This is a genomic window from Sorangium sp. So ce426, assembly GCF_051475585.1.
Lineage (GTDB): Bacteria > Myxococcota_A > Polyangia > Polyangiales > Polyangiaceae > Sorangium > Sorangium cellulosum_B.
Genome location: NZ_CP150341.1, coordinates 5,249,454 through 5,271,329 on the forward strand (window position 1 = coordinate 5,249,454; position 21,876 = coordinate 5,271,329).

Annotated in this window: 14 protein-coding genes; 9 read left to right on the forward strand and 5 right to left on the reverse strand. The window is 71.4% G+C overall.

Annotated features, from left to right (window positions below; genetic code table 11):
• Positions 1 to 10 precede the first annotated feature (10 nt).
• The gene (locus tag WMF44_RS19470) at positions 11 to 3,670 is read right to left on the reverse strand and encodes a Kelch repeat-containing protein (protein ID WP_437300619.1); all 3,660 of its coding nucleotides are present in this window, start codon (positions 3,668 to 3,670) and stop codon (positions 11 to 13) included.
• A 272-nt stretch (positions 3,671 to 3,942) separates the two neighbouring features.
• On the opposite strand from WMF44_RS19470, the gene WMF44_RS19475 reads away from it, so the two are divergent.
• The 5 genes from WMF44_RS19475 to WMF44_RS19495 all read left to right on the forward strand — a co-directional run bounded on the left by WMF44_RS19475 (position 3,943) and on the right by WMF44_RS19495 (position 13,067).
• The gene (locus WMF44_RS19475; RefSeq protein ID WP_437300620.1) at positions 3,943 to 7,413 is read left to right on the forward strand and encodes a thrombospondin type 3 repeat-containing protein; all 3,471 of its coding nucleotides are present in this window, start codon (positions 3,943 to 3,945) and stop codon (positions 7,411 to 7,413) included.
• Between the two features lie 254 nt (positions 7,414 to 7,667).
• Positions 7,668 to 8,342 (forward strand): hypothetical protein, encoded by a 675-nt coding sequence (locus tag WMF44_RS19480; RefSeq protein ID WP_437300621.1) that lies wholly within the window; start codon positions 7,668 to 7,670, stop codon positions 8,340 to 8,342.
• 219 nt (positions 8,343 to 8,561) lie between these two features.
• Positions 8,562 to 10,400, forward strand: a complete 1,839-nt coding sequence (locus WMF44_RS19485) for an OmpA family protein (protein ID WP_437300622.1) — start codon at positions 8,562 to 8,564, stop codon at positions 10,398 to 10,400.
• Between the two features lie 251 nt (positions 10,401 to 10,651).
• A complete protein-coding gene (locus WMF44_RS19490) occupies positions 10,652 to 12,157 on the forward strand; it encodes a hypothetical protein (protein ID WP_437300623.1) in 1,506 nt (501 codons plus the stop codon).
• Between the two features lie 136 nt (positions 12,158 to 12,293).
• A complete protein-coding gene (locus WMF44_RS19495) occupies positions 12,294 to 13,067 on the forward strand; it encodes a PP2C family protein-serine/threonine phosphatase (RefSeq protein ID WP_437300624.1) in 774 nt (257 codons plus the stop codon).
• A 46-nt stretch (positions 13,068 to 13,113) separates the two neighbouring features.
• Here the strand turns inward: WMF44_RS19495 and WMF44_RS19500 are convergent, their stop codons facing one another.
• Both WMF44_RS19500 and WMF44_RS19505 read right to left on the reverse strand, forming a co-directional pair.
• The gene (locus WMF44_RS19500) at positions 13,114 to 14,175 is read right to left on the reverse strand and encodes an EfeM/EfeO family lipoprotein (protein ID WP_437300625.1); all 1,062 of its coding nucleotides are present in this window, start codon (positions 14,173 to 14,175) and stop codon (positions 13,114 to 13,116) included.
• Positions 14,176 to 14,256: 81 nt separating this feature from the next.
• Positions 14,257 to 15,489 (reverse strand): di-heme oxidoredictase family protein, encoded by a 1,233-nt coding sequence (locus WMF44_RS19505; protein WP_437300626.1) that lies wholly within the window; start codon positions 15,487 to 15,489, stop codon positions 14,257 to 14,259.
• A 182-nt stretch (positions 15,490 to 15,671) separates the two neighbouring features.
• Here WMF44_RS19505 and WMF44_RS19510 point away from each other — a divergent pair, with 182 nt between their 5' ends.
• Positions 15,672 to 16,460 (forward strand): hypothetical protein, encoded by a 789-nt coding sequence (locus WMF44_RS19510; protein WP_437300627.1) that lies wholly within the window; start codon positions 15,672 to 15,674, stop codon positions 16,458 to 16,460.
• Between the two features lie 36 nt (positions 16,461 to 16,496).
• Here WMF44_RS19510 and WMF44_RS19515 read toward each other — a convergent pair whose 3' ends face one another.
• On the reverse strand, positions 16,497 to 18,041 hold the full coding sequence (locus WMF44_RS19515) for a PGRS family protein (protein WP_437300628.1): 1,545 nt from the start codon (positions 18,039 to 18,041) through the stop codon (positions 16,497 to 16,499).
• 236 nt (positions 18,042 to 18,277) lie between these two features.
• On the opposite strand from WMF44_RS19515, the gene WMF44_RS19520 reads away from it, so the two are divergent.
• Positions 18,278 to 18,763, forward strand: a complete 486-nt coding sequence (locus WMF44_RS19520) for a hypothetical protein (RefSeq protein ID WP_437300629.1) — start codon at positions 18,278 to 18,280, stop codon at positions 18,761 to 18,763.
• Between the two features lie 48 nt (positions 18,764 to 18,811).
• Here the strand turns inward: WMF44_RS19520 and WMF44_RS19525 are convergent, their stop codons facing one another.
• Positions 18,812 to 20,671, reverse strand: a complete 1,860-nt coding sequence (locus WMF44_RS19525) for an acyl-CoA dehydrogenase (RefSeq protein WP_437300630.1) — start codon at positions 20,669 to 20,671, stop codon at positions 18,812 to 18,814.
• Positions 20,672 to 20,919: 248 nt separating this feature from the next.
• Between WMF44_RS19525 and greB the strand changes: the two genes are divergently transcribed.
• Together greB and gloA are read left to right on the forward strand one after the other, a co-directional pair.
• Entirely contained in the window at positions 20,920 to 21,393 is a 474-nt protein-coding gene (gene greB, locus WMF44_RS19530) for a transcription elongation factor GreB (protein WP_272099185.1), read from the forward strand.
• A 44-nt stretch (positions 21,394 to 21,437) separates the two neighbouring features.
• Positions 21,438 to 21,833, forward strand: coding sequence for a lactoylglutathione lyase (gloA, locus tag WMF44_RS19535; protein WP_437300631.1), 396 nt, complete (start codon positions 21,438 to 21,440; stop codon positions 21,831 to 21,833).
• Positions 21,834 to 21,876 lie beyond the last annotated feature (43 nt).

Below are 21,876 nucleotides of genomic sequence, written 5' to 3' on the forward strand. Positions count from 1 at the left end.
GACCGCCGCTCTAGCGCCGGCGGCGAAGGGCGGCCAGCGCCGCCGCGACGCCGAGGAGGACGGAGAAGCGCGCGGCATTGCGCTCGGCGGGGGCGCCGACGACGCCGCAGGAGCAGGACGGGACCTCCGACGGATCGATCGGCGGGACGCACTGGTTCGCGAGGTTGCACACCATGCCGTCGACGCAGTCGGCCACCGATCTGCACGGGGAGGCGCAGGCGCTGCCGCCCGGCGGGCAGCTGTACGGGGTGCAGTCCGTGTCGACGCCCGGGGATCGGAGCGTGTGCTCGCCGTCGCAGCTCGGTCCGATCGCCTCGAGGTCGGCGCAGACGCCGTCGAGGCAGACGAAGTCCTGGATGCAGTCGTCGTCGGAGGCGCAGGAGGTCTTGCAGGCGGTCTCGTCCGCGCACTTGAACCCGCCGCAGCGCTCGACCACCGGCTCGTCCTCACGGCCGTCTCCTACGCAGAAGAAGCGCGTGAGCGTCGCGGGACCCACGACGCAGCCCTCGTCCGGGCAGGAGCACGTGAAGGTCTTCGCGACCGCCCCTTCCACAGGGAACATGCACTTGGCGTCGGTGGCGCCGCCGCAGTACCCGGCACACGCGCCCTCACCGGGGCAGGCCTCACGCTGGAAGGTGCCGCCCTCGTTGGGGTGCGGCGACTCGTGGTCGACAGGCGTCCCGACGTTCGTGCACCTGCCGACGTTGTTCACCACGTCGCATGCCTGACACTGTCCATCGCACCGGAAATCGCAGCAGAAACCGTCGACGCAATTGCCCGAGACGCACTGGCGATCACGCGTGCACTCGGCGCCGTTGGCGAGTCGATCGAGACACTGACCCGACCCGGGCGGCGCACCCCCCGATCCGGCGGACGCTCCGCCCGCGCCACCTGCACCTCCGCTGCTTCCAGCGGCTGCGCCGCCGGCACCCACGTCACCCGATCCAACGGAGGCGCCGCTGGCACCAGCGCCACCCGATCCAGCGGACGCGCCGCCTACACCGCCGGCACCAGCGCCACCCGATCCAGCGGACGCGCCGCCTGCGCCCGCGCCACCCGATCCGGCGAAGGCACCGCCCGCACCACCCGAGCCAGCGGCTGCGCCGCCGGCACCCGCGCCACCCGCGCCGGTGGACGCGCCGCCTGCACCCGCGCCGGTGGACGCGCCGCCCGCACCGCCACCACCCGTTCCGGACGATGCACCTCCGGCGCCGCCGACCTCACCGCAGGCGTCCGGATCACCGACGCCGACGTCGCACCAGCCGCTCTCGTCGCAACCGCAGTCGTCCACGCAATAGAGGATGCACCTGTTGTTGCTGCCGCAGCGGCCGGGCTTGCAGTCCTTCGTGGATTCATGAGCCAGCGCGCGCCCCTGGCCATCGCAGCGGTTGTGCACTTCGATCTGGTTGACGCAAACGACGGGGAGCTCCGTGTCGAGCTTCGCAGGACCACAGGTGCCATCGCTGCCCGTCCCCTTGCCCGACGCCGTGCACGAGAAGCACTCCTGGTCGCACGCCTCGTTGCAGCAGACGTTCTCCGTATCGGAGCAATGCCCCGATGCGCACTCCTGATCGTTCGCACACGGCTCGCCGTTCGCCTTGATGAGCAGCTGCGCGCTGGCGAGCGGCTGCGCGCTCGTGGCCCCGATGCCGCCCGCGACGAGCACCGCCCGGCCTGCGACGCGGTCGGTGCCGGCGTTGACGACGACGGCGGCGTGCTCCCGACGGGCCTCCTGTGCGAGCGAGCCGGCAGGCAGGCTGAGGGCGCTGAACTTCCTGGTCAGCGGATCGTAGAGGGCGGCGCTCGAGAGCGAGGTCGTGCCGTCGAACCCGCCGGCGATCAGGACGTCGCCGGTGGGCAGCAGGCTCGCCGTGTGGTTGGCGCGCGCGTTCGCCATGGAGATCGGCGTCGGCTGGAGCTCGAAGCCCCGCTTCGTCGGATCGGCCACGCCGTCGTGGTAGATGTCGATCGTGCGGACGTAGGCGCCGCCAGAGACCCGGGTGGTGCCTCCGACGAGGATCACCTCGCCTGAGTCGAGCGCCGTCGCCGCCTGACCGCCCAGCGCCTCCGCGCGGTCGATGAGCGTCGCCGTGTGGAAGCCGCGGAGAGCGCTCATCTGCGCCGTCATCGGGGTCGTGGAGGGCGAGAGGACGGCGATCGGCCGGAAGACGCCCTCGTCCTCGTGGAAGATCTCGGCCGAGGTGAGCGCCGCGCCCGAGAGGACGAAGCCGCCTGCGACGAGCACATTCCCCGTCTTCAGGCGGACCGCCGTGTGGGCGTGGCGCGAGGTCGCCATGCTGCCCACGGAGGCGAGCGCGCTCGTGACCGGCGCGCCGCCGTTCGGTCCGAAGGCGCTGAAGGTGTAGAGGGAAGCGGTGCTCGTGGGCTGGTTGAGCGGATCCGCGAGGCCGCCTGCGACCAGGACCACGCCTGGATCGAGGAGGGTGGCCGAGTGGTTGAACCGGCCCACAGAGGCCCCCGCGTCCCTGACGAACTGGCCGGTCGCCGGGTTGTAGACCTCGACGGCAGCGACCGGCGTGCCGCTGGTGCGCTGGCTGCTGCCGCCCACGACGACGACCGCCGGCGGCGGAGGCGCAGGATCCGACGGCGCCGCCGGGGCGAGCTTCGTGACCGCCGTTGCGGTGTGGGCGCCGCGCGCGACGTCCATCGCGCCGGTGCTCGCGAACGTGCGGTCGAGCGGGAAGTACAGCTCCGCCGTCGCGAGAGCGCCCCCGGACGCGTCGAACCCGCCCGCGAAGAGCACGGGGCTCGCAGGGTTCGCTGGATCGATCACGGTGCCGGTGTGACCGGCGCGCGGCGTGATCATCTGGTTCGTCGTGGCGATCCACTGCGGGTCGACGAGCGCCGGGTACCGGACGCCGGCGGGCTGCCATCCGACGATCACCGTGCACGCCGGCGCGCCCGGCGGGGTGACCGGCCGGCCCCACGGGGCGCGAGGGCTCGTGTCGACGGCGCAGCCCTCGACGGAGAGCGAGGCCGGAACGCGCGCGCCGGTCGCGTCGACGAGGTAGGGGGGCGCGACGCGCAGGCGGGGCGAGCCGCCGGCGTCGAGGAACTCGAGCGCGCGCTCCACGAGGCGGAGGCCCGAGACGGCGGTGACGTCGACCCGGTAGCGGAGCTCCTTGCGCGCCGGCTCCTGCTCGAAGACGACGAAGTCCTCGGTGCCGTTCGGGAGGACGCGGTGCAGGACGTCGCGGGCGCCGCCGCCTTCGGCGCGCAGCGCGCCTGCGTAGAGGACGAGGCCGCCGTCGACCGCCGCAGGCACGTCGGCGGCGTCGACGAGGGAGAAGGCGATCGACACGCGAGACGCGCCATCGGCGAGGCGCACCGGCCCGGCGGCGCGCGCCGGGAGCTCGACGGACGCCGCGGCGGCCTCCGGGGCTGCCGCCCGCAGGGCGCCGGCCGGGGTCGCCGCGGCGATCTTGACGGGGCTTGCGGCGATGGCGTCGGCGAAGCGCGCGCGGATCGCGGCGATGCGGGCGCGCGCTCCGGGCGGCGCCGCCTGAGGCGACCCGGGGCCGGGCGGGGGGGAGCGGCGCGAGGCGCCCTCGTCGGAGCAGCCAAGGACCTGGGGGAGAATGGCGCACGCAGAGAGCAGCGCAGCCGTTCGCAGCCTGAAGCCGAGTCGCAGCACGCGGTGGTTTCGCAAGGGTGGTTCCGTGGTCGGCGCGGCGCGCGCGACGTGAGGGGGCGGATCTGGGCCATCCTAACAGAAGGCGGCCCGCGGCCGAACAGTGAGGCGGCGCGTCGAGAGCGGCGGCGGGCTCCCCCGACGTGTCCTCCGACACGGGGACGCGGCGGCGGGCGATAGCCGCTCGATCGAGCGCACGACCGAGGAAAACCTCCCCAGGAGGCGGGCGAAACTGGGTAGGCTTACGGGGGCGCTGTCGCGTACGGCGCGATCTGTCTGGAGGAGCCGCGATGACTTTCCCCGCCTTGCCCTGGATGCCCCGCCACCTCGCGCACGCCGGCGCCGCGCGACGCGGGCTCTTGCCGCTGCTCGCGGGCCTGCTCGCGCTCGTGGCGCTCGCGCCGCGGCCGGCGAGCGCGGCGCCGTGGGACACGGACAACGACGAGGTCGCGAACGGCGTCGACAACTGCCCTGGGGTCAGCAACCCGAGCCAGTACAACGGCGATGGCGACGCTCAGGGCGACGCGTGCGACAACGACGATGACAACGACGGCATCCCGGACGACACAGACCTCGACGACGACGGCGATGGGATAGCGGACACCGCCGACAAGTGTCCGACGATTCCCACACCCATGGCAGCGGATCCAGACTTCGACGACGACGACGATGGCGTCCCGGATGTCTGCGACAACTGCGACACCTCCAGCAACGAGGATCAGCTCGACAGCGATAGCGACGGGCGGGGGAACATCTGCGAGACCGACAACGACGCGGACGGCGACAGCGACTTCAACGACAACTGCCTCAACATCTCGAACGCCAGCCAGGCCAACGCCGATGGCGACAACTACGGCGACGCCTGCGACAACTGCCCCACTGCGTTCAACAACGATCAGCGGGACAGGGACAACGACGGCATCGGAGACGACTGCGATAACTGCGCAAACGCCCCGAACACCGATCAGCGCAACCCCGACGGCGACCTCTTCGGCGACGTCTGCGACAACTGTCCTGACACGGCCAACACCAACCAGGCGGACAGCGACGGCGATACGATCGGCACCGCCTGCGACAACTGCCCGAGCCACGCGAACGAGAACCAGGCGGACGGCGATGACGACGGGGTCGGCGACACGTGCGACAACTGCCCCGGCACGCCCAACAGCCTCCAGGAAGACGCGGATGGCGATGGGGTCGGGGACGCATGCGACAACTGCGTGAGCCGCGCGAACGCGGACCAGGCGAACGGGGACAGCGACGCGTTCGGCAACGTCTGCGACAACTGCCCTGCCACGTCGAACCCCAGCCAGTCGGACAGCGACCTCGATGGGACCGGTGACGCGTGCGACAACTGCGTCGACCGCGCGAACGATCAGCAGAACGAGGACGGCGATCCCTTCGGAAACGCGTGCGACCTCTGCCCGTACGTCGCGACCCTGACCCAGGTCGACACGGACGGCGATGGCTTCGGCGACGATTGCGACAGCTGCCCGCGCCTCATCACCCCGAACCAGGCCGATGGCGACGGAGACCGCGTCGGCAATGCTTGCGACAACTGCCCCGAGGTCGCCAACACGGATCAGATCGACAGCGACGGCGATGGCCTCGGCAACGCCTGCGACAACTGCGCCAGCATCGCCAACGTCAGCCAGCTCGACGAGGATCACGATGGGGTCGGCAACGTCTGCGACAATTGCCCCTCGACGCCGAACGGGCCGAACGACACGAACAACCAGGACGACAGCGACGGGGACCAGAGAGGCGACTCCTGCGACAACTGCCCGGACGTGCCTAACGCGAACCAGGCGAACACCGACGCCGCCACCGGCGACACGCAGGGCGACGCGTGCGACGACGACGACGACGCCGACGGCGTGCCCGACGTCACCGACAACTGCCCGACCGAGCCGAATACGAGCCAGCGCAACACGGACCGGAACCTGCCCGGCGGCGACACGCAGGGCGACGCGTGCGACAACGACGACGACGCCGACGGCGTGTCCGACGCCACCGACAACTGTCCGCTCCAGCGCAACCTGGATCAGACGAACACGGACGAGGACCTGACCGACGGCGACGGGTTCGGCGACGCCTGCGATGACGACGACGACGCCGACGGCGTGCCCGACGTGAACGACAACTGCATCACGACGCCGAACAGCGCCCAGGCCAACACGGATCTGAACCTTGCAAGCGGCGATGCGCTGGGCGACGCGTGCGACGATGACGACGACGCCGACGGCGTGCTCGACGCCGCCGACAACTGCCAGTTCGCGCCGAACAGCACGCAGATCAACACCGACCTGAGCCTCGCGGGCGGCGACGCGCAGGGCGACGCGTGCGACAACGACGACGACGCGGACGGGGTGCCGGACGGCGGCGACAACTGCCGCACCACGCCGAACCCGGGGCAGGAGAACAACCCGAAGACCGGGCCCGAAGACGCGCTCGGGGACGCGTGCGACGACGACGACGACAACGACCGCGTCCTCGACGCAGATGACAACTGCGGATACGACATCAACACCAACCAGCTCGATACCGACGGCGATGGAGACGGGGACGTCTGCGACGACGACGACGACAACGACCTCCTCACGGATGCGGAGGAGGCGGCGCTCCGGACCGACCCGACCAGCGTCGACTCCGACGGCGACACGATCGGCGACTTCGAGGAGGTGTTGAACCGCGACAATCCCGCCGATCCGGCCAACAACACCGACGGTGACGCGTTCATCGACGCCGTGGACCGCTACAGCGACGGCGACGAGGTGCTCGACTCCGAAGAGGCCGGGGACGCTCTGCTGAACACGCCGGCGATCGACACGGACGGCGATGGGACCCCGGACTACCGGGACACCGACTCGGACGACGACGGCGTGCCCGACGGCGACGACAACTGCCGCCTCATGGCGAACCCGCCGCCCGCGCCGGGCGAGCCGCAGGTCGACACCGATGGCGACGGCAAGGGCGACGTGTGCGACGGCGACTCGGACAACGACGGCACGCTCGACGTCGACGACAACTGCCCGAGCCTGGCGAACGCAGGGCAGCAAGACGCCGACGGCGACGGCACCGGCGACGCGTGCGATCCAGACGGCGATCCGGACGCCGACGGGGTGATCAACGAGGACGACAACTGCGATTTCGCGGCGAACCCGCCGCCTGCGCCGGGCGATCCGCAGGCCGACATCGACGGCGACGGCCTCGGCGATCCCTGCGATGACGACGCCGACGGCGACTCGATACCTGACGCGGACGACAATTGCCCGCAGATCGTGAATGCCGATCAGGCGGACGCCGACGGCGACCGCGACGGCGACGTCTGCGACAACTGCCCGAGCCTGGCGAACGCCGGGCAGGAAGACGCGAACGGCGATGATCTCGGCGATGCCTGCGATCCCGACGGCGACGGGGTGGTGACCGACACCGACAACTGCCCGAGCGTGGCGAACCCCGAACAGACCGACACCGACGAGGACGGCCAGGGTGACGCCTGCGAGCCGCCGGATCCGACCGGCACCGGCGGCGGCGGAGGGGCCGGCGGAGCGGGCGGCGCTGGCGGCATGGGCGGCATGGGCGGTGAGGCCGCGACGACGACGGCGACCAGCGGCGGCGCGACGTCGCCAGATTTCCAGGGCGGCTGCGACTGCCGCATGGGACGTGCGCCGATGCCCCGGGAAGCGTGGGGGATGCTGCTGATCCTCGCCGCCGTGCTCCGGTGGCGAGGCCGGCCGCAACCGCGACGGGCAGCATGACGCCACGCCGCGGAAACGGGGCTCTGGCGATCACCTGAGAGCTACGCCCGGCGAGCGCGGCGGCTCCTCGTCGACGCATCCGTCCGATGTCGTCAATCTTGGATAGCGAGGTGCAGATTCGTGTGATACGGGCTCAGCCGCCAGGCAGGCGCGTGAGGCGTACGAAAGTACGCCTCGGCGAGCCGAACGGCGCGGATGAGCCCGCGGCGCACGGAGATGCGCCCCGCCATAACGGAGCTTCAAGGAGGACCCTCATGCAGGCATCTCGGTGGATCGCGGTGTGGATGGCGATGGGCGCGCTCGTCATCGCCGGTACGGGCGCGGGATGCGGAGGTGACGAGGCCCCGGGGGACGCGACGACCTCGAGCTCCACGACGACCACCACCACGGGTGAGGGCGGCACGAGCAGCGCAGGGACGGGCGGCGCTGGCGGCGAGGGCGCTGGCGGCTCAGGCGGCGCGGGAACAGGCGGCTCAGGCGGTGCGGGAACAGGCGGCTCAGGCGGGACGGGAACAGGCGGCTCAGGCGGGACGGGAACGGGCGGCGCGGGAGCGGGCGGCGCTGGCGGCGCGGGAGCAGGCGGCGCTGGCGGCACGTCGGGTGAGAGCTTCAATTTCACCCTCCGCGGCACCGGTTACGTTCCCGCCTACACCGCTGGGGACATGGTCTACGTGGCCGTCGTCGCTGCCGGCGATGCCGCGCCGGCCCTGAGCGCGTCGGACGCGATCGAGGACGACGGCACGTTCAGCGTGACGGGGCAGATACCCGGCGACAAAGCGTACAAGATGCACTGGTACGTGGACCTTTCACAGAATGGGACGTGCGACGCGGCTCCCACGGATCACGTCTGGACACAGGACATCCCCACCGTCACGGCGGATATCACGCGCAGCGTCGTACCCAACAGCGCCTTCGGCGACTGTCCGTGACGCGCCGCGCTCGGCCATCCCATAGCCGTTGATCGTCTGATCGTCCGTGGCGCGGCGCGCCCTCCGCGCACCGTCGTCCGTGGCCAGAATCGTGGCCACGTCGAACGCGGCGCGAGCGGGTCGCGGGCCGTCTCCTTGACCTCGCCCAGGATCGCCGCGGCCAGGGAAGAAATGCGGATGTTGCCCCCCGCCACGCGCCCCCGCTATCGTGCCCGGCCGATGAGGCCTTCCTCCGTCGCAGCGGTCGCGTCCACGGCCGTCCTCATGACGCTCGCCGGCGCCTCGCGCGGTCAATCCACCGGCGGGTTCTCCCTCGACCGGTTCGAGCCGGCGCCCGCTGGAGACGCCTTCTTCGGCGTGCCCTCTCCGGCCGCGCCCGGCCACCTCGCGCCGCGCGCCTACGTGATGCTCGATTACGCCCACCGCCCCATCCACACCAGCGGTGAGACCCCGGTCGACCTCGTCTCCTCGCAGGCGTTCCTCCGCCTCGACGCCTCGCTCGCGCTGTGGGATCGCCTGCTGCTCTCGATCGACGCCCCCCTCGCCGTCGCGCAAGGGGGCGACGATCCAGGCATCCCCGGCGTCGCGTTCACCGAGCTGACGGCGCCCGAGCTCGGCGACCTGCGCTTCGGCGCGCGCGTCCGCCTGCTCGGGGAAGACGCGGGCCCGTTCCAGCTCGGGATCGGCGGCTACCTGTTCGCGCCCACCGGCTCGCCGGCGCAGTACACCGGCGACGCGGAGGCCCGCGGCGCCGTCCACGCGAGCCTCGGCGGGCGCGTCGGCTCGGCGAGCTCGTCGCTCGGGTTCCTGTGGAGCGCGAGCGGCGGCGTCGAGCTCGGGGGCGGCCCGAACCGACCGCAGCTGCTCACGTTCGGCGGCGCCGCGGGGCTCCTGATCGCCGGCGATCTCCTCCAGCTCGGCGCCGAGGCGTACGGCGGCGCGCCGCTCGGCGAGGAGCTCCTGCTCTCCAGTACGCCGGTGCAGCGCGACGAGGCGGGCGTCAACGCCGAGCTGCTCTTCGGCGCCAAGCTGCGCGTCCTCGACGGCCTCACGTTCGGCGCCGCGGTCGGCCCGGGCCTGACGAACGCCATCGGCACACCGCCGGTCCGCGCCGTCGGCATGGTCGGCTGGACGCCGCTCCCCAAGCCGGCCCCGGATCGCGGCCAAGCCGCCGCCGTCGCGGGCGACAAGGACGACGACGGCATCAACGACGACATCGACGCGTGCCCCGACGTGAAGGGTGATCCTTCGCCCGATCGCGCGAAGGACGGATGTCCTCCGGCGGATCGCGACGGGGATGCGGTGCTCGACATCGACGACGCGTGCCCGAGCACCCCGGGCGCCCGCAGCGCCGACGCCACGCAGAACGGCTGCCCCGAGGACTCGGACGACGACGGCTTCCATGACGGCATCGACGCCTGCCCCAGCGTGCGCGGCGGGGCGAGCGACGACCCGAAGAAGGTCGGCTGCCCTGGCGACGTGGACGGCGACGGCATCGCCGACGCCTCGGACGCCTGCCCCAGTGTCAAGGGGCCGGCGAACCGTGACCCGAAGCAGAACGGCTGCCCGGCCGATCCGGATGGAGACGGCGTGCGCGGCGCCGCCGACGCCTGCCCGAACGAGCGGGGGCCCTCCGACCCCGATCCACGACAGAACGGCTGCCCCAGGTTCGTTCGCGTCAACGCCGACGAGATCAAGACGTCCAAGCCGGTGCAGTTCGTCGTCTACGGCAAGACGCGCGCCGAGACGGTCGATCCCATCTCCGACGAGGTCCTGTACGAGGTGCGCGACACCATCCGGCAGAACCCCGACATCGAGCTCGTCGAGGTGCAAGGCCACACCGACGACAACGGGACCGAGGAATACAACCTCCGCCTGTCGCAGCAGCGCGCGGACGCGGTCCTCTCGTGGCTCGTGGCCGCCGGGGTTCCGAGGGAGAAGCTCGTCGCCAAGGGCTACGGCTTCGAGCAGCCGGTCGGGGACAACCGCGTCAAGACAGGGCGCCAGAAGAACCGCCGCGTGCAGTTCGTGATCGTCAAGCGCAAGGGAAAGCCCTAGCGAGCAAGCGCCGGCGCCGCGGCGCGACGGCCACGACCACGAGCGAAACAACGCCCAAGACACCACAAATCCCGACAGCCGCCCGGACGCGCAGACGCCGATACCTCGCAGTCCTGGGCGATCGCGGCGCCGCGGCACGTCATGCTGCGCCGCGCCCGCATGCGCCTCCGCCGCCGCCCGACACCTGGCCGTGACCGTTCCCTGACGGCCATGGACGGGCGAGTGTGTCACCTTATCGAATGCTCCATACGGTGGCGATCTCAGATATCCATCTTTGCGAGCTCGAGCCGGGTGACGGCCTGTGGATGCGCTACCGTCAGGCTCCTTACTCCCCCGACAGCGAGGTCGCGGCGATGCTGGACGCGCTCCGGGACGAGATGAGGCAGGGCGCGGCGCGCGGCGCGCGGCGCGATGAGCTCACGCTCGTGCTCAACGGCGATGTGTTCGACTTCGATGCGCCGCGCGTGATCGATCAGCAGAGCGTCTTTCACGATCTCCCCCGCAGCGCCGAGCACGCGGTCCCTGCGATGAATGCGATCCTCGCGGACCACCCGGTGTTCATCGAGGCGCTCGGCCGCGTCGTCGCGGACGGGCACACCGTCGTGTTCATCTCCGGCAACCACGACGTCCAGCTCACGTTGCCCGAGGTGCGCGACCTGGTCCGGGACCGCGTCGTCGATGCGGCGCTCGCCGCGCTGGGCGACGCGCAGCTCTCCAGCGCCCCGCACGCGCGCGCGGCGCTGGGCGCGCGCGTCGTGTTTCGCGCGTGGTTCCACAAGACGCCCGACGGCATCATCGTGGAGCACGGCAACCAGTACGACGCGTATTGCAGCTACCGCTACCCGATGGTCCCGTTCGGGCGTAAACCGGGCGAGATCCAGCCCACCATGGGCTCGCTCGTGTGCCGGCTGCTCGTGTCGCGGATGGGCTACTTCAACCCGCACGTGGACGCCTCGTTCATGCTGTCCGCGTTCGGGTACCTCGCGCACTGGGCGCGTTACTACATGTTCTCCAGCCGCTCGCTCGCGGGGGCGTGGGCGCTCGGCGCGCTCCGCACGCTCGTCGAGCTCGTGCGTCGGCGCGAGCCGGAGCGGCGCGCTCGCCTGCGCGAGTGCCTCGCCGCCGCGGCGCAGGAGACGGGCGCCCCGCTCCGCGCCGTGGCCCGTCACGCCCGCCTGTTCGCGCCCCCGGCGGAGGATCGGCTGGGGCTCGTCGCGCGCGAGCTGTGGCTCGACCGGGCCGCGCTGGCGCTGCTCGCGGTCGCGGTGGCGCTCGTGTGGCTGGTGCTCGCTCCGCTCTGGCTCGCGCCGGGGGCGCTCGTCGCGCCGGCGGCGCTCATCGTCTACGAGCGCCTCGTGCCGAAGCTCCCGCTCGACGCGACGTGGCAGCGCGTCAGCCGCGCCGCGCGCCACGTCGCCCGCGCCCATCGCGCCAGAGCGGTCGTCTTCGGCCACACGCACACGCCCGAGGGCACGTGGGAGGGCGGGCTGTTCTTCGGCAACACCGGCTCGTGGTCCGCCGCCTTCGAGGACGTGGCCTGCACCAAGCCGGTCTTCGCCGCGCGCCCCCTGGTCTGGCTGAGGTCCGAGCCGGGGGCGGGCAGCGCCGCGCGCCTCTCGGGAGGCCTCGTGACCTGGAAGAACGGCCGCTTCGAGGCCCTCGCGGCCAGCGTCCCGCCCCCTGCCGGGCAGCGCAGCGAGCCGCACGGCGCCCATCCGCCTCTCCAGTCGCCGGCGACCGCCACGCTGCGCACGTGACGCGCGTCACGCGTCATGCACGTGCCCGAGCAGGCCGGCGCTCTTCACTCGAATTGAGCTCCTTCCTGACTTGCGCGAGGCGTCCCGCCGCTGGATGCTCCCGGCACGACACGCGTCCCGCTGACGAGGAAGCTCTGTGAACCCCCCGCTCCACATCGAAGCCGCCGGTGACAGCCACGTTGGCCACCAGCGCGAGCAGAACGAGGACAGCTTCGCGGTCGATCTGGATCTCGGCCTCTTCGTCGTCGCGGACGGCATCGGCGGCGCCGCCGGTGGGGAGGTCGCGTCGCGGATGGCGGTCGACATCGTGCGCTCGTTCTGCAAGGACGGCGAGGGCGAGATCACCCAGCCGACGGGGTACGACGAGGAGGTGACGCCCCTCGAGCTGCGCCTGGTCTCGTCCATCTGGCGCGCCAACGAGCGCATCTTCGAGGTCGGGCAGCGCGACCCGCTCTGCTACGGCATGGGGACGACGTTCGCGGGCGTCTACGTCGACGGGAGCTCGGCGTGCATCGCGCACGTCGGCGACAGCCGGGTCTACCGTTACCGGAAGCGCCGGCTCGAGCGGCTCACCGAGGATCACTCGCTCTGGAACGAGCACCTGAACACCGGCGAGCAGCTGCCTGACGATGTGGATCCGCTGCTCGCCCGCAACGTCGTGACGCGCGCGCTCGGGATGGGGAAGACGGTCGACGTGGCCACGCGCGTCGAGCGGCCCGAGGCCGGAGATCTCCTGCTGATCTGCTCGGACGGGCTCTCGGGCCCGGTCCCCGAGCTGGAGATCGCCGAGCTGCTCGCGCAGGAGAGCGACCTCGCCGCGACGGCGCGGTCCCTCATCGACCGCGCCAACCAGCACGGCGGCCCCGACAACGTCACGTGCGTGCTCGTGCGGTGGAACGCCGGCGGCTGACGCGGCCGAGCGCGCCGCGCCTTGGCGCACGAAGACGCGCCCCGCTCTACGGGAGCGTCTTGATCCGGAGCAGATCCGCGGACCTCGTCATGTCGCTGGCGAGCGTGCCCGGGGTCGCGTCGTCGCTCTCGTGCTCCACGAGCGAGAACAGCTTCCCGAACGGCGTCGCGAGCTGCTCGTCGGTCGGCTCCGCCTCGCTCCACCCCTCCGGAAGCGGCGGCAGCGCGTCGCCTTCGATCGCGTCGTACGCGCTCGACAGCCGCTCGAAGCCGTCGCGCACCGCCTCGTCGACCTCCGCGCCATCGGCGCCCTTGGTCAGGATCCACGGCTGGAAGGCCTCGTAGGTCGCCACGCCGGCCGCGACGTTCGCGCGCATGTCGGCGAGCGTGTACTGGGCGTAGCGCGACTCCTCCTCTCCGGTCGCCGCCTTGCTGGTCTTCTCCACCTGCTCGGCGATGGAGGCGATGACCCCGCGGTAGGCGGACGGCGCGTCGAGCGCGAGCGAGCCGAAATCCGATTGCATCTTCGCCGCGTCGGCCGCGAGGCGCGCGCAGAGCTCGTCCTTGAACGACGCGGCCTCGGCCTCGGTGGCAGGGAAGGCTGCCTCGCTGTAGTTATCGAGCTCGGACTCGAAGGCGAGGACGGGCTCCGGGATCGCGTCGGCCCAGAGGATGCGCTCGACGGCGTGCACGCCGGTCACGCCCTCTCCATCAAAGAGGTTGTCGTCGGCCTGCTCCTCGATGAACGCGTCGTAGCGGGCATCCGTCGAGTAGTCGAGATCCGGAAAGACGACCGCGATGGCCCCTTCGACGCTCTCGTAGGCTTGCCGTGCCTTCTTCCACTCGGCCTTCATGGCATCGACGGCCTCCTTGTCGCTCGTCGCGCTCCACCCGTCGGCGTCCGGCGCGGGCGCGGCCGCCTGGAGCGCGGCCGTGGCGGCGGCGAACTTGTCGATGTTGTCCTGGATGAAGGCCTTCACGTCGAGCACTGCCTGCTGCTCGTACTCCGCGTCGGTGAGCAGCGTCTCGTTGTCGCTTCCGCACGCAGGAAGCGAGAGGGCGGCGGCGGCGATGGCCAGACCGGACCGCAGGCGGGCGGGGATGTGCATGATGTTCGAGCTCCTTGTCACCGCTCGCGTGGGGCGAGCGCGCGATGTGGACGGGTGCGTGTGCGTCTCGGTGGACGTCGATCAGAGCGAGCGCACGAAGTCGATGAGCGCCCCGCGATCCTCGTAGGAGAGCGCGCGGAACGCGGCGACCGAAGCGGCGGCCTCCGAGCCGGGGCCGTCGTGGAGCAAGATGGCCTGCTCGATGGTCCTGGCGCGGCCGTCGTGGAGATACGAGGTGCTGTGGCGCACGCCGATGAGCGGCGCCGTCCGCCAGGCGACGGAGCTGGCCGACTCGTCGGCCAGCCCGTCGGCGAGCTCAGGGCCGAGGTCATGCAGGAGGAAATCCGTGTAGACTGGAGCGTCGATGTCCGCGAGCTGCGCGATCGGGTAGTCGGCGCGCGTCCTCAGCGAGGGGACATGGCAGGCGGCGCAGTCGGCCTCGGCGAAGAGCGCCTGGCCGCGCGCGTCGGCGGGCGCGCGCCTCGGGATCTCGAGCAAGCGCATGTAGTCGGCGACGGCGTTCACCGTGTCGAGGACCACGTCCTCGCCCGGCTTGGCGTCGTCCATGAGCCCGTCGGGGTTCGGCAGCTCGTCCGGCCGGAGCGGCGAGGTGATGCCCATGTCGCCCTGGTAGGCGTCGGCCGTGAAGTCGTCGAGCGTGGCGACCCGCGCCTTGAACCCGAAGCGGCCGATGAGGTCCTCGTCGCCCTCGACGAAGGCGTGGAACGCCTCGTCCCCGCTCTTCTTCGAGTGGAACACAACGCGGTTGATGCGCCCGCGGATGGCGTCGCCGCGCGCGGCCTGCTCGGCCGCGACCCGCTCGATCTCGGCGTCGTCGACCGCCTCCATGTAGCCGCGCCCGAACACCGGCGGGCCGAGGCGCTTCGAGACCTTGATCGTCGCCTCGGTCTCGGGCTGCGAGAGCGTCGTCGCCCCCCCGACGGCGTAGGGCCGCAACGTGTGTCCGTAGGGGAGCCCCCCCTGATCCGCGGCCGGCGTCACGCCGTCGTCCTCGACGAGCGCCATCTTCTGGACCGCGCCCGGGCCGCGCGCGGCGCCGTCGTGACAGCCGGCGCACGCCGCGCGGATGTAGAGCGGCCCGAGGCCATCGCGCTCGCGAAAGACGAAATCGAAGAGCGCGTCGCCGTCCTTGAACCGAGCTACCTGCTCCGCAGAAGCGCCGTGCAGCGGGATGTCGGTGAGGTCATCGCCGATCAGCGTGATGCCAGCCAGAGGATCGTCGGGAGCGGACTCCGAGCCGCAACCCCCATTGAAGACCAGCGGGAGCGCAAGAAACAGGGCAAACCGTGCCATGTCGTCGACCGGAACCGTAGCCGTAAATGAAAGTCAGCGTCAATAACCCAGGGCGGCGCGCCCGCCGGGCTGGTGTGCAGGATCGCGCACGGGCGGATCCCACCTCCTTGCGAAGCGTGGCGGAGGCTCGGGCGTTACACTGCCCGAGCCGGCGCGGACGGGCTCACGCTGGAGGACAGCGGATGAAGCAGCGAGATGACGAGCGGCGCGCGGCCTCGAAGGCCCTCCGGGATGGACTGCGGGAGATCGAGCGGAACGAGGAGCGCCGCGCGGCGCACGAGGAGCTCGGCGCCGGCTGGCTCCGGTACATGGGCCCCGGCTACGGCAACGACATCTGCTCGATGTGCGGCGCGCTCCTCGACAGGGGAACGGCCTACATGCACTGCGCGCCCTGCCTGGCGACGCGCGGCATCGACGAGCAGGCGCTGCGCGGCGTGTGCGCGCAGGCGATGGCGGAGGACTGGCCGTTCCAGGATCGCCGGCTCGACGGCGGGCGCTGGGCGCGCGCTCTGATCGCGTTCTGGCGGAATCACGTCGATCCGATCGAGTCGAAGGCGATCCCGTACCGGAACAACACGCTCGAGTCTTCCTTCTACTACATGAAGCGGCGCCTCACCGAGGCGGGGGTCGCGGACATCTGGACGGTGCCTGACGAGAGCCAGCGTGGGCTCGATCCTGCGATGGTCGTGCGGGCCCGGGGCGGCGCGCTGGCGATCGGCGTCACCACGCAGCGGCGCATCGCGACGGCCGACGAGGGCGCGCGCGGCGCGCACATCGCGCTGTTCGACGAGTTCCTCCGCCTCGCGGACGCGCGGGAGGGCTTCCTGGTGGTCGAGAAGCTGAGCCGACGCGCGCGGCGCGACACGCCCGTCCGGGAGATCGTCGTGACCACCGCCGAGGGACGGCGCGTGACGCAGCTCCGCTGCATGCAGGAGGATCGGAGTTGGCCCGCGCCGGCGGCGCCGGCGTAACGCCGGGCGCCGTCGCGGCGCGGACCTCACGCCGCGCTACTGCCGGAAACGCTGCTCGATATCGTAGATCTCCGCCGCCACGCCGTCGGCTCCGTCATGGGTCCGGCTGGCCCCGCGCCCTCCGATCCCGGCCTCACCCGGCTCGATGGTCGTGTTCGTGAGCGAAGGCTCGGTGCCCGCGTACGCGATGGCGATCGAGTGGCCGCCGAGCCCGCCGCCGCCCCGGCCGCCCTGGCCGCCCCGGCCGCCGCGACCGCCAGGGCAGGCGGCGTTCAGCCCCGAGGCCTCGCCTCGGGCCCCGGCTGCCCCGTGGTGGCCGCCCTCGCCGCCCAGCTGACCCTCGCCGCCATCGCCGCCATTGCCGCCGCGGCCGGTCTTCAGGACCACGTCATTCAAGTCGATGGGCGCGCTCCCCACGAAGAGGGCGATGCTCACCCCGCCGGCGCCTCCGCCGCGGCCGCCGAGCCCCCCGCACCCGCCCGAGCCCCCGGCGCCTCCGCCGGCGCCGGCCGCAGAGGCCTCGAAAGGGCACATCTGCGCGCCGGTGCCGCCCTTCGCGCCGCCGCCTCCTCCGCCGCCCTGGCCCCGCCTGCCCGGCGTCCCGTCGCCAGCGAGCGGGCCGGTATACCCATCCAGGAACAGATCGCCGAAGCCCGTCGCGCCGGCGCCCGGACTCCCGTCCACCCCGTCCGCGCCATCCTGCCCCGCGGTGCAGGGCTGGGTGCTGGTCTCGCCCTTGCCGCCGTTCATCACATCGCTCGGAACCCCGCTGGTTCCATCCCCCCCGGACTGCAGGCCACCCGTCCCTCCCGTGCCGCCGCGCGAGTCGTCGGATCGATCGTCGGGCGTACCGCAGGTGTTGTTCACGGGGAGCCCGCCGGCGACCGTCGTGGTCGAGCACGCGGCATTGCCGAAGTTGCCGAGCATCCCATTCGCGGCAGCGCCGTCCACGAACGCCCCGCCGCTCGCCCCCGGCGCCCCGTCGCCCGCCTCGAGGATGCACCGCGTGAAATGGACAGGGACCCCGGAGCTGTTCGCGGCGATCGCCGATCTGCCTGCCAGCTCGACGTGGGTCGCCGGGATGGAGCGCGCGATCACGTGGAGATCCTCGATCACCGCCGCGCCTTCGCCGTTGTCGAACGAGAGCGGCGTCTCGCCTTCGGGAGCGGTGAGCGTGGTCTTCTTCTTGTCGCCTATCCAGCGCCAGCGGTCGTCGCAGTCGAGCCCGCCGAAGAGCCTGTATCCCCCCGGCACGATCACCGCCTCATCGAACGTCTGGGCGCAGACATAGATGCGTCTTCCGTACTCCGGGGCGAGCTCGAGCGCCTCCGAGATCGTCTTCACGGGCGCCCTCTGGATCCCCGCGTTGCTGTCGTCCCCCAGGGTGCTCGAGACCCAGACCCCGCACTTCGAGGGGACCGTCTCGTGCTTGCTCGGAGTGCAAGCCTCGTCGGACACCTCGTCTTCGGGGTTCGCGATCCCGATGATGTTATCCGGCTGCTGCTTGAAGCAGCCGCTCAACGCCATCACGACCGGAATGAACCCCACCACCCATGCATCAACCTTGAATCGAATCCTCATACTATTCCTATTCCGGTCAGCCCTGCGCGTTTTCCAAGCAAAGCGACCTGCGCGCCCCGCGCCTGCCGGCGCGCGGCGTGTCGGCTCGGTTGCCGCCAGTTGCCGCTAGTTGCCCCCAGTTGCCGCCAGTTGCCGCCAGTTGCCCCCAGTCGCCGCCAGTTGCCCCCAGTCGCCGCCAGTTGCCCCCAGTTGCCGCCAGTTGCCCATCGCCGGGTATTCCGTGCGAACATCGGCCCATGAGCGCGAACCTGAGGGACCTCGTGCGCGAGCTGATCGAGGCCGGCGGCGGCGAGCCGATCGACGGCGGTCGCTTCCTGCCGCTGGCGACGCTGGAGTCCGGCGCCCGGGTGGGGCTGGACGGCTCGGGCGCCTGGGTCTTCGCGCCCGAAGGCGGCGGGGCGGCTCAGGCCATCGCGCCGGAGCGCGGGCGGGCCTTCTTCGAGGTGCTGGAGACGAAGCGGGACGACTTCGACGCGAGCATCGAGGCGGCGGCGAAGGCCGCGGGCCTGCCCCCCGAGGAGGTGGCCTTCTCGTTCCCCGCGGCCGACGTCGTCCGCACGGTGCTCGCCAGAGGCTTGCCGAGCATGACGCGGCTCGCGCTCTCGTGGCTCCGGTTGACGGAGGTCCGCGCGCTCCGCGCCGAGATCATGGCCGTCTCGCGCGACCCGACGATGCCGGTGCCCGTCCGGGACCTGGCGGAGCGGCTCACGGTCCCCGCGTGACCCTGCGCCGCGCCCCCGCCCGGAGGCGGGGCGGCGCGGGGAGGGAGGTCAGACGGTCGCGAACGCGTCGGCCGGGATGTCGAGCGCGGACGAGTCCTCGCGCCCGAGGATCTCGGCCGAGAACTTCGCGTGCGGCAGCACGTTGGCCGCGAAGTAGACGGCAGCGTGCTTCTTGCCCTCGTAGAAGGCGCGGTCCTTCGCGCCGGCGTCGCCGGCCGGGAGGCCCTCCATCGCCTTGAGCGCGATGACCGCGCCGTCGAGCAGGAGCCAGCCGATCGCGAGCTCGCTCATCATCTCGAGGAAGCGGTTCGCCGCGAGCGGCACCATCGGCATCTTGCCCAGCTGGAACCACGAGAGCAGCCGCATCGCGGTGCCGGCGACGGCCTCGTGCGCGTCGCGGAGCTCCTTGATGCTCGCGGCGAGGACGGGGTGCTTCTCGTTGGCCTTCACGAACTCGTCCACGTCGTTCAGGAAGGCCTGCAGGTTGACCCCGCCGCCCTGGCCGAGCTTGCGCCCGACGAGGTCCATCGCCTGGATGTGGTTCGTGCCCTCGTAGATCGAGAAGACCTTCGCGTCGCGGCAGTACTGCTCGACCGGGTAGTCCTTCGTGTACCCGGCGCCGCCGAAGGTCTGGATCGCCGTCTCGCAGACGCGGAACGCCTGGTCGGACGAGTAGGCCTTCACGAGCGGCACGAGCAGGTCGACCTGGCCCTGGTTGTAGGCGGCCGCGCGGTCGTCCTTGCCCTGGTAGACGGCGACCGCGTCCTGGTGGCGCGCGAGCTTGATGATGAGCGCGCGGATGCCCTCCACGCGGCTCTTCATGTCGAGCAGCATCCGCCGCACGTCCGGGTGATCGATGATCGGCACGCGCGGCGCCGTCGCGTCCTTCCACTGGAGGATCGACGAGCCCTGCTTGCGATCCTTCGCGTACTCGAGCGCGTTCAGGTACGCCGAGGACGCGACCGACACGCCCTGCAGGCCGACGGAGATGCGCGCGCCGTTCATCATCCGGAACATCTGCGGCATGCCCTGGTGCTCGACGGTGCCGACGAGCTCCCCGAGGCAGGCGTCGCTCTCGCCGAAGTTGAGCACGCACGTCGACGACCCGTTGATGCCCATCTTGTGCTCGATGTTGCCGACGACGACGTCGTTCGGCCCGCCGAGCGAGCCGTCGTCGTTCACCCGGACCTTGGGCACGACGAAGAGGCTGAGCCCCTTCGTGCCGGGGGGCGCGCCGTCGACGCGGGCGAGCACGAGGTGCACGACGTTCTCGGTGAGGTCCTGATCGCCGCCGGAGATGAAGATCTTCGTGCCGCGGATGAGGTACTTGCCGTCCTTCTGCTTCACCGCGGTCGTCCGCGACGAGCCGACGTCCGACCCGGCCTGGGGCTCGGTCAGGCACATCGTCCCGCTCCACTGCCCGCCGTACATCCGCTTCAAGAAGAGGTCGCGCTGCCTCGGCGTCCCGAAGTGCTCGATCACCTCGGCCGCGCCGTACGTCAGCCCGGGGTACATGTTGAGCGCCGCGTTCGCGCCGCAGAGGAACTCCTCCACCACCGTGTAGAGCGTGAAGGGACCGCCCTGGCCGTCGTAGGTGGGCGAGACCGAGACCGACTTCCACCCGGCCTCATACAGCTTGTCCCACGCGTCCTTGAACCCCGGCGGCGTCTTGACCTGCCCCTCCTCGATGCGACAGCCGACCCGATCGCCGACCGCGTTGAGCGGGCCGAAGACGTCGCACGCGAACTTGTACACCTCGTCGACGACCATCCCGACCTCGTCGCGCCCCCACGCGTCGTAGGGCGCGCTGCCGAGCAGCTCGTCCAGGCGGAATTGCTCGAAGAGGAGGAAGCGGATCTCGCGGAGGTCGGCCTTGTAGCGGTTCTGTTGGGTTTGAGCGTTCGACATGGGAGACCTCCTCGTTGCCGCGGCAGGGAGGCGCTGGCAGCCGGTTCCCTTCCCGGTCTTCCGCGCAGCTGCGGCATAGTTCTGCATTCGCCTAGCATGTCGCCGCGGCGCGTCAACAGCCGTCCGCAACATGTGAAGAATCTCGTGGAGATCCATGAAGATCGGGGCATCCGAGGCGGGGCCCCCGCGCCGGGATCCACGGCGTTGAACTGGCGAGCGGCGCGGCGTAGGCTCGCTCGCGATCGACCATGTCCGACCCGGCTTACATCACGCCCAGCGGGGCCAGGAGGCTGTCCGAAGAGCTCGCGCGGCTCCGCTCCGTGGAGCGGCCTCGCATCGTCCAGGAGGTCGCCGACGCGGCGGCGCAGGGCGATCGCTCCGAGAACGCCGAGTACATCTACGGCAAGAAGAAGCTGCGCGAGATCGACCGGCGGATGCACTACCTGACCAAGCGGCTGGAGAAGGCCGTCGTGGTCGATCCGTCCGAGCAGCGCGGCGACAAGGTCTTCTTCGGCGCGACGGTCGAGATCGAGGACGAGGACGGCGCGCGCCGCACGTACCAGATCGTGGGCGAGGACGAGATCGACAGCGCCGCAGGGCGCATCAGCTGGCGCTCTCCGGTCGGTCGGTCGCTCCTCGGCAAGCGCGCGGGGGACGTGATCACGGTCCGCCGCCCGGCGGGCGAGGCGGAGATGGAGCTCATCTCGGTGCGTTACGGCTGAGCGCCGCGCGGCGCCAGGGCCGGAGTAAGGAGACGGGAATCGGCATGAGGATCTTGCACACGATGCTTCGGGTCGGCGATCTCGAGCGCTCGATCGGCTTCTACAGGGACGTGCTCGGGATGCAGCTCCTGTCGCGGCAGGACTACCCGGAGGGCAAGTTCACGCTCTGCTTCCTCGGGTACGGGAAGAACCCCGAGCACGCCGAGCTCGAGCTCACGCACAACTGGGGCGTGGACAGATATGAGCTCGGCACGGCGTACGGGCACATCGCGCTCGGGGTCGACGACATCCACGCGGCCTGCGACCGCATCCGGGCGGCGGGCGGGAAGATCACGCGCGAGCCGGGCCCGATGAAGCACGGCAAGACCGTGATCGCGTTCGTCGAGGATCCGGACGGCTACAAGGTCGAGCTCATCGAGGAGTCGAGCCGGAGCCGGTAGCCGGCGAGGTCGGCGAGGCAGCGGAGCAGCCGGAGGCCCAGAG

Excerpts from the sequence above, each read along its gene's own strand:
- WMF44_RS19475 (WP_437300620.1), top strand. The coding sequence starts at position 3,943 with ATGACTTTCCCCGCCTTGCCCTGGATGCCCCGCCACCTCGCGCACGCC.
- WMF44_RS19480 (WP_437300621.1), top strand. The coding sequence starts at position 7,668 with ATGCAGGCATCTCGGTGGATCGCGGTGTGGATGGCGATGGGCGCGCTC.
- WMF44_RS19485 (WP_437300622.1), top strand. The coding sequence starts at position 8,562 with ATGAGGCCTTCCTCCGTCGCAGCGGTCGCGTCCACGGCCGTCCTCATG.
- WMF44_RS19500 (WP_437300625.1), bottom strand. The coding sequence starts at position 14,175 with ATGCACATCCCCGCCCGCCTGCGGTCCGGTCTGGCCATCGCCGCCGCC.
- WMF44_RS19505 (WP_437300626.1), bottom strand. The coding sequence starts at position 15,489 with ATGGCACGGTTTGCCCTGTTTCTTGCGCTCCCGCTGGTCTTCAATGGG.
- WMF44_RS19510 (WP_437300627.1), top strand. The coding sequence starts at position 15,672 with ATGAAGCAGCGAGATGACGAGCGGCGCGCGGCCTCGAAGGCCCTCCGG.
- WMF44_RS19515 (WP_437300628.1), bottom strand. The coding sequence starts at position 18,041 with ATGAGGATTCGATTCAAGGTTGATGCATGGGTGGTGGGGTTCATTCCG.
- WMF44_RS19520 (WP_437300629.1), top strand. The coding sequence starts at position 18,278 with ATGAGCGCGAACCTGAGGGACCTCGTGCGCGAGCTGATCGAGGCCGGC.
- WMF44_RS19525 (WP_437300630.1), bottom strand. The coding sequence starts at position 20,671 with ATGTCGAACGCTCAAACCCAACAGAACCGCTACAAGGCCGACCTCCGC.
- greB (WP_272099185.1), top strand. The coding sequence starts at position 20,920 with ATGTCCGACCCGGCTTACATCACGCCCAGCGGGGCCAGGAGGCTGTCC.
- gloA (WP_437300631.1), top strand. The coding sequence starts at position 21,438 with ATGAGGATCTTGCACACGATGCTTCGGGTCGGCGATCTCGAGCGCTCG.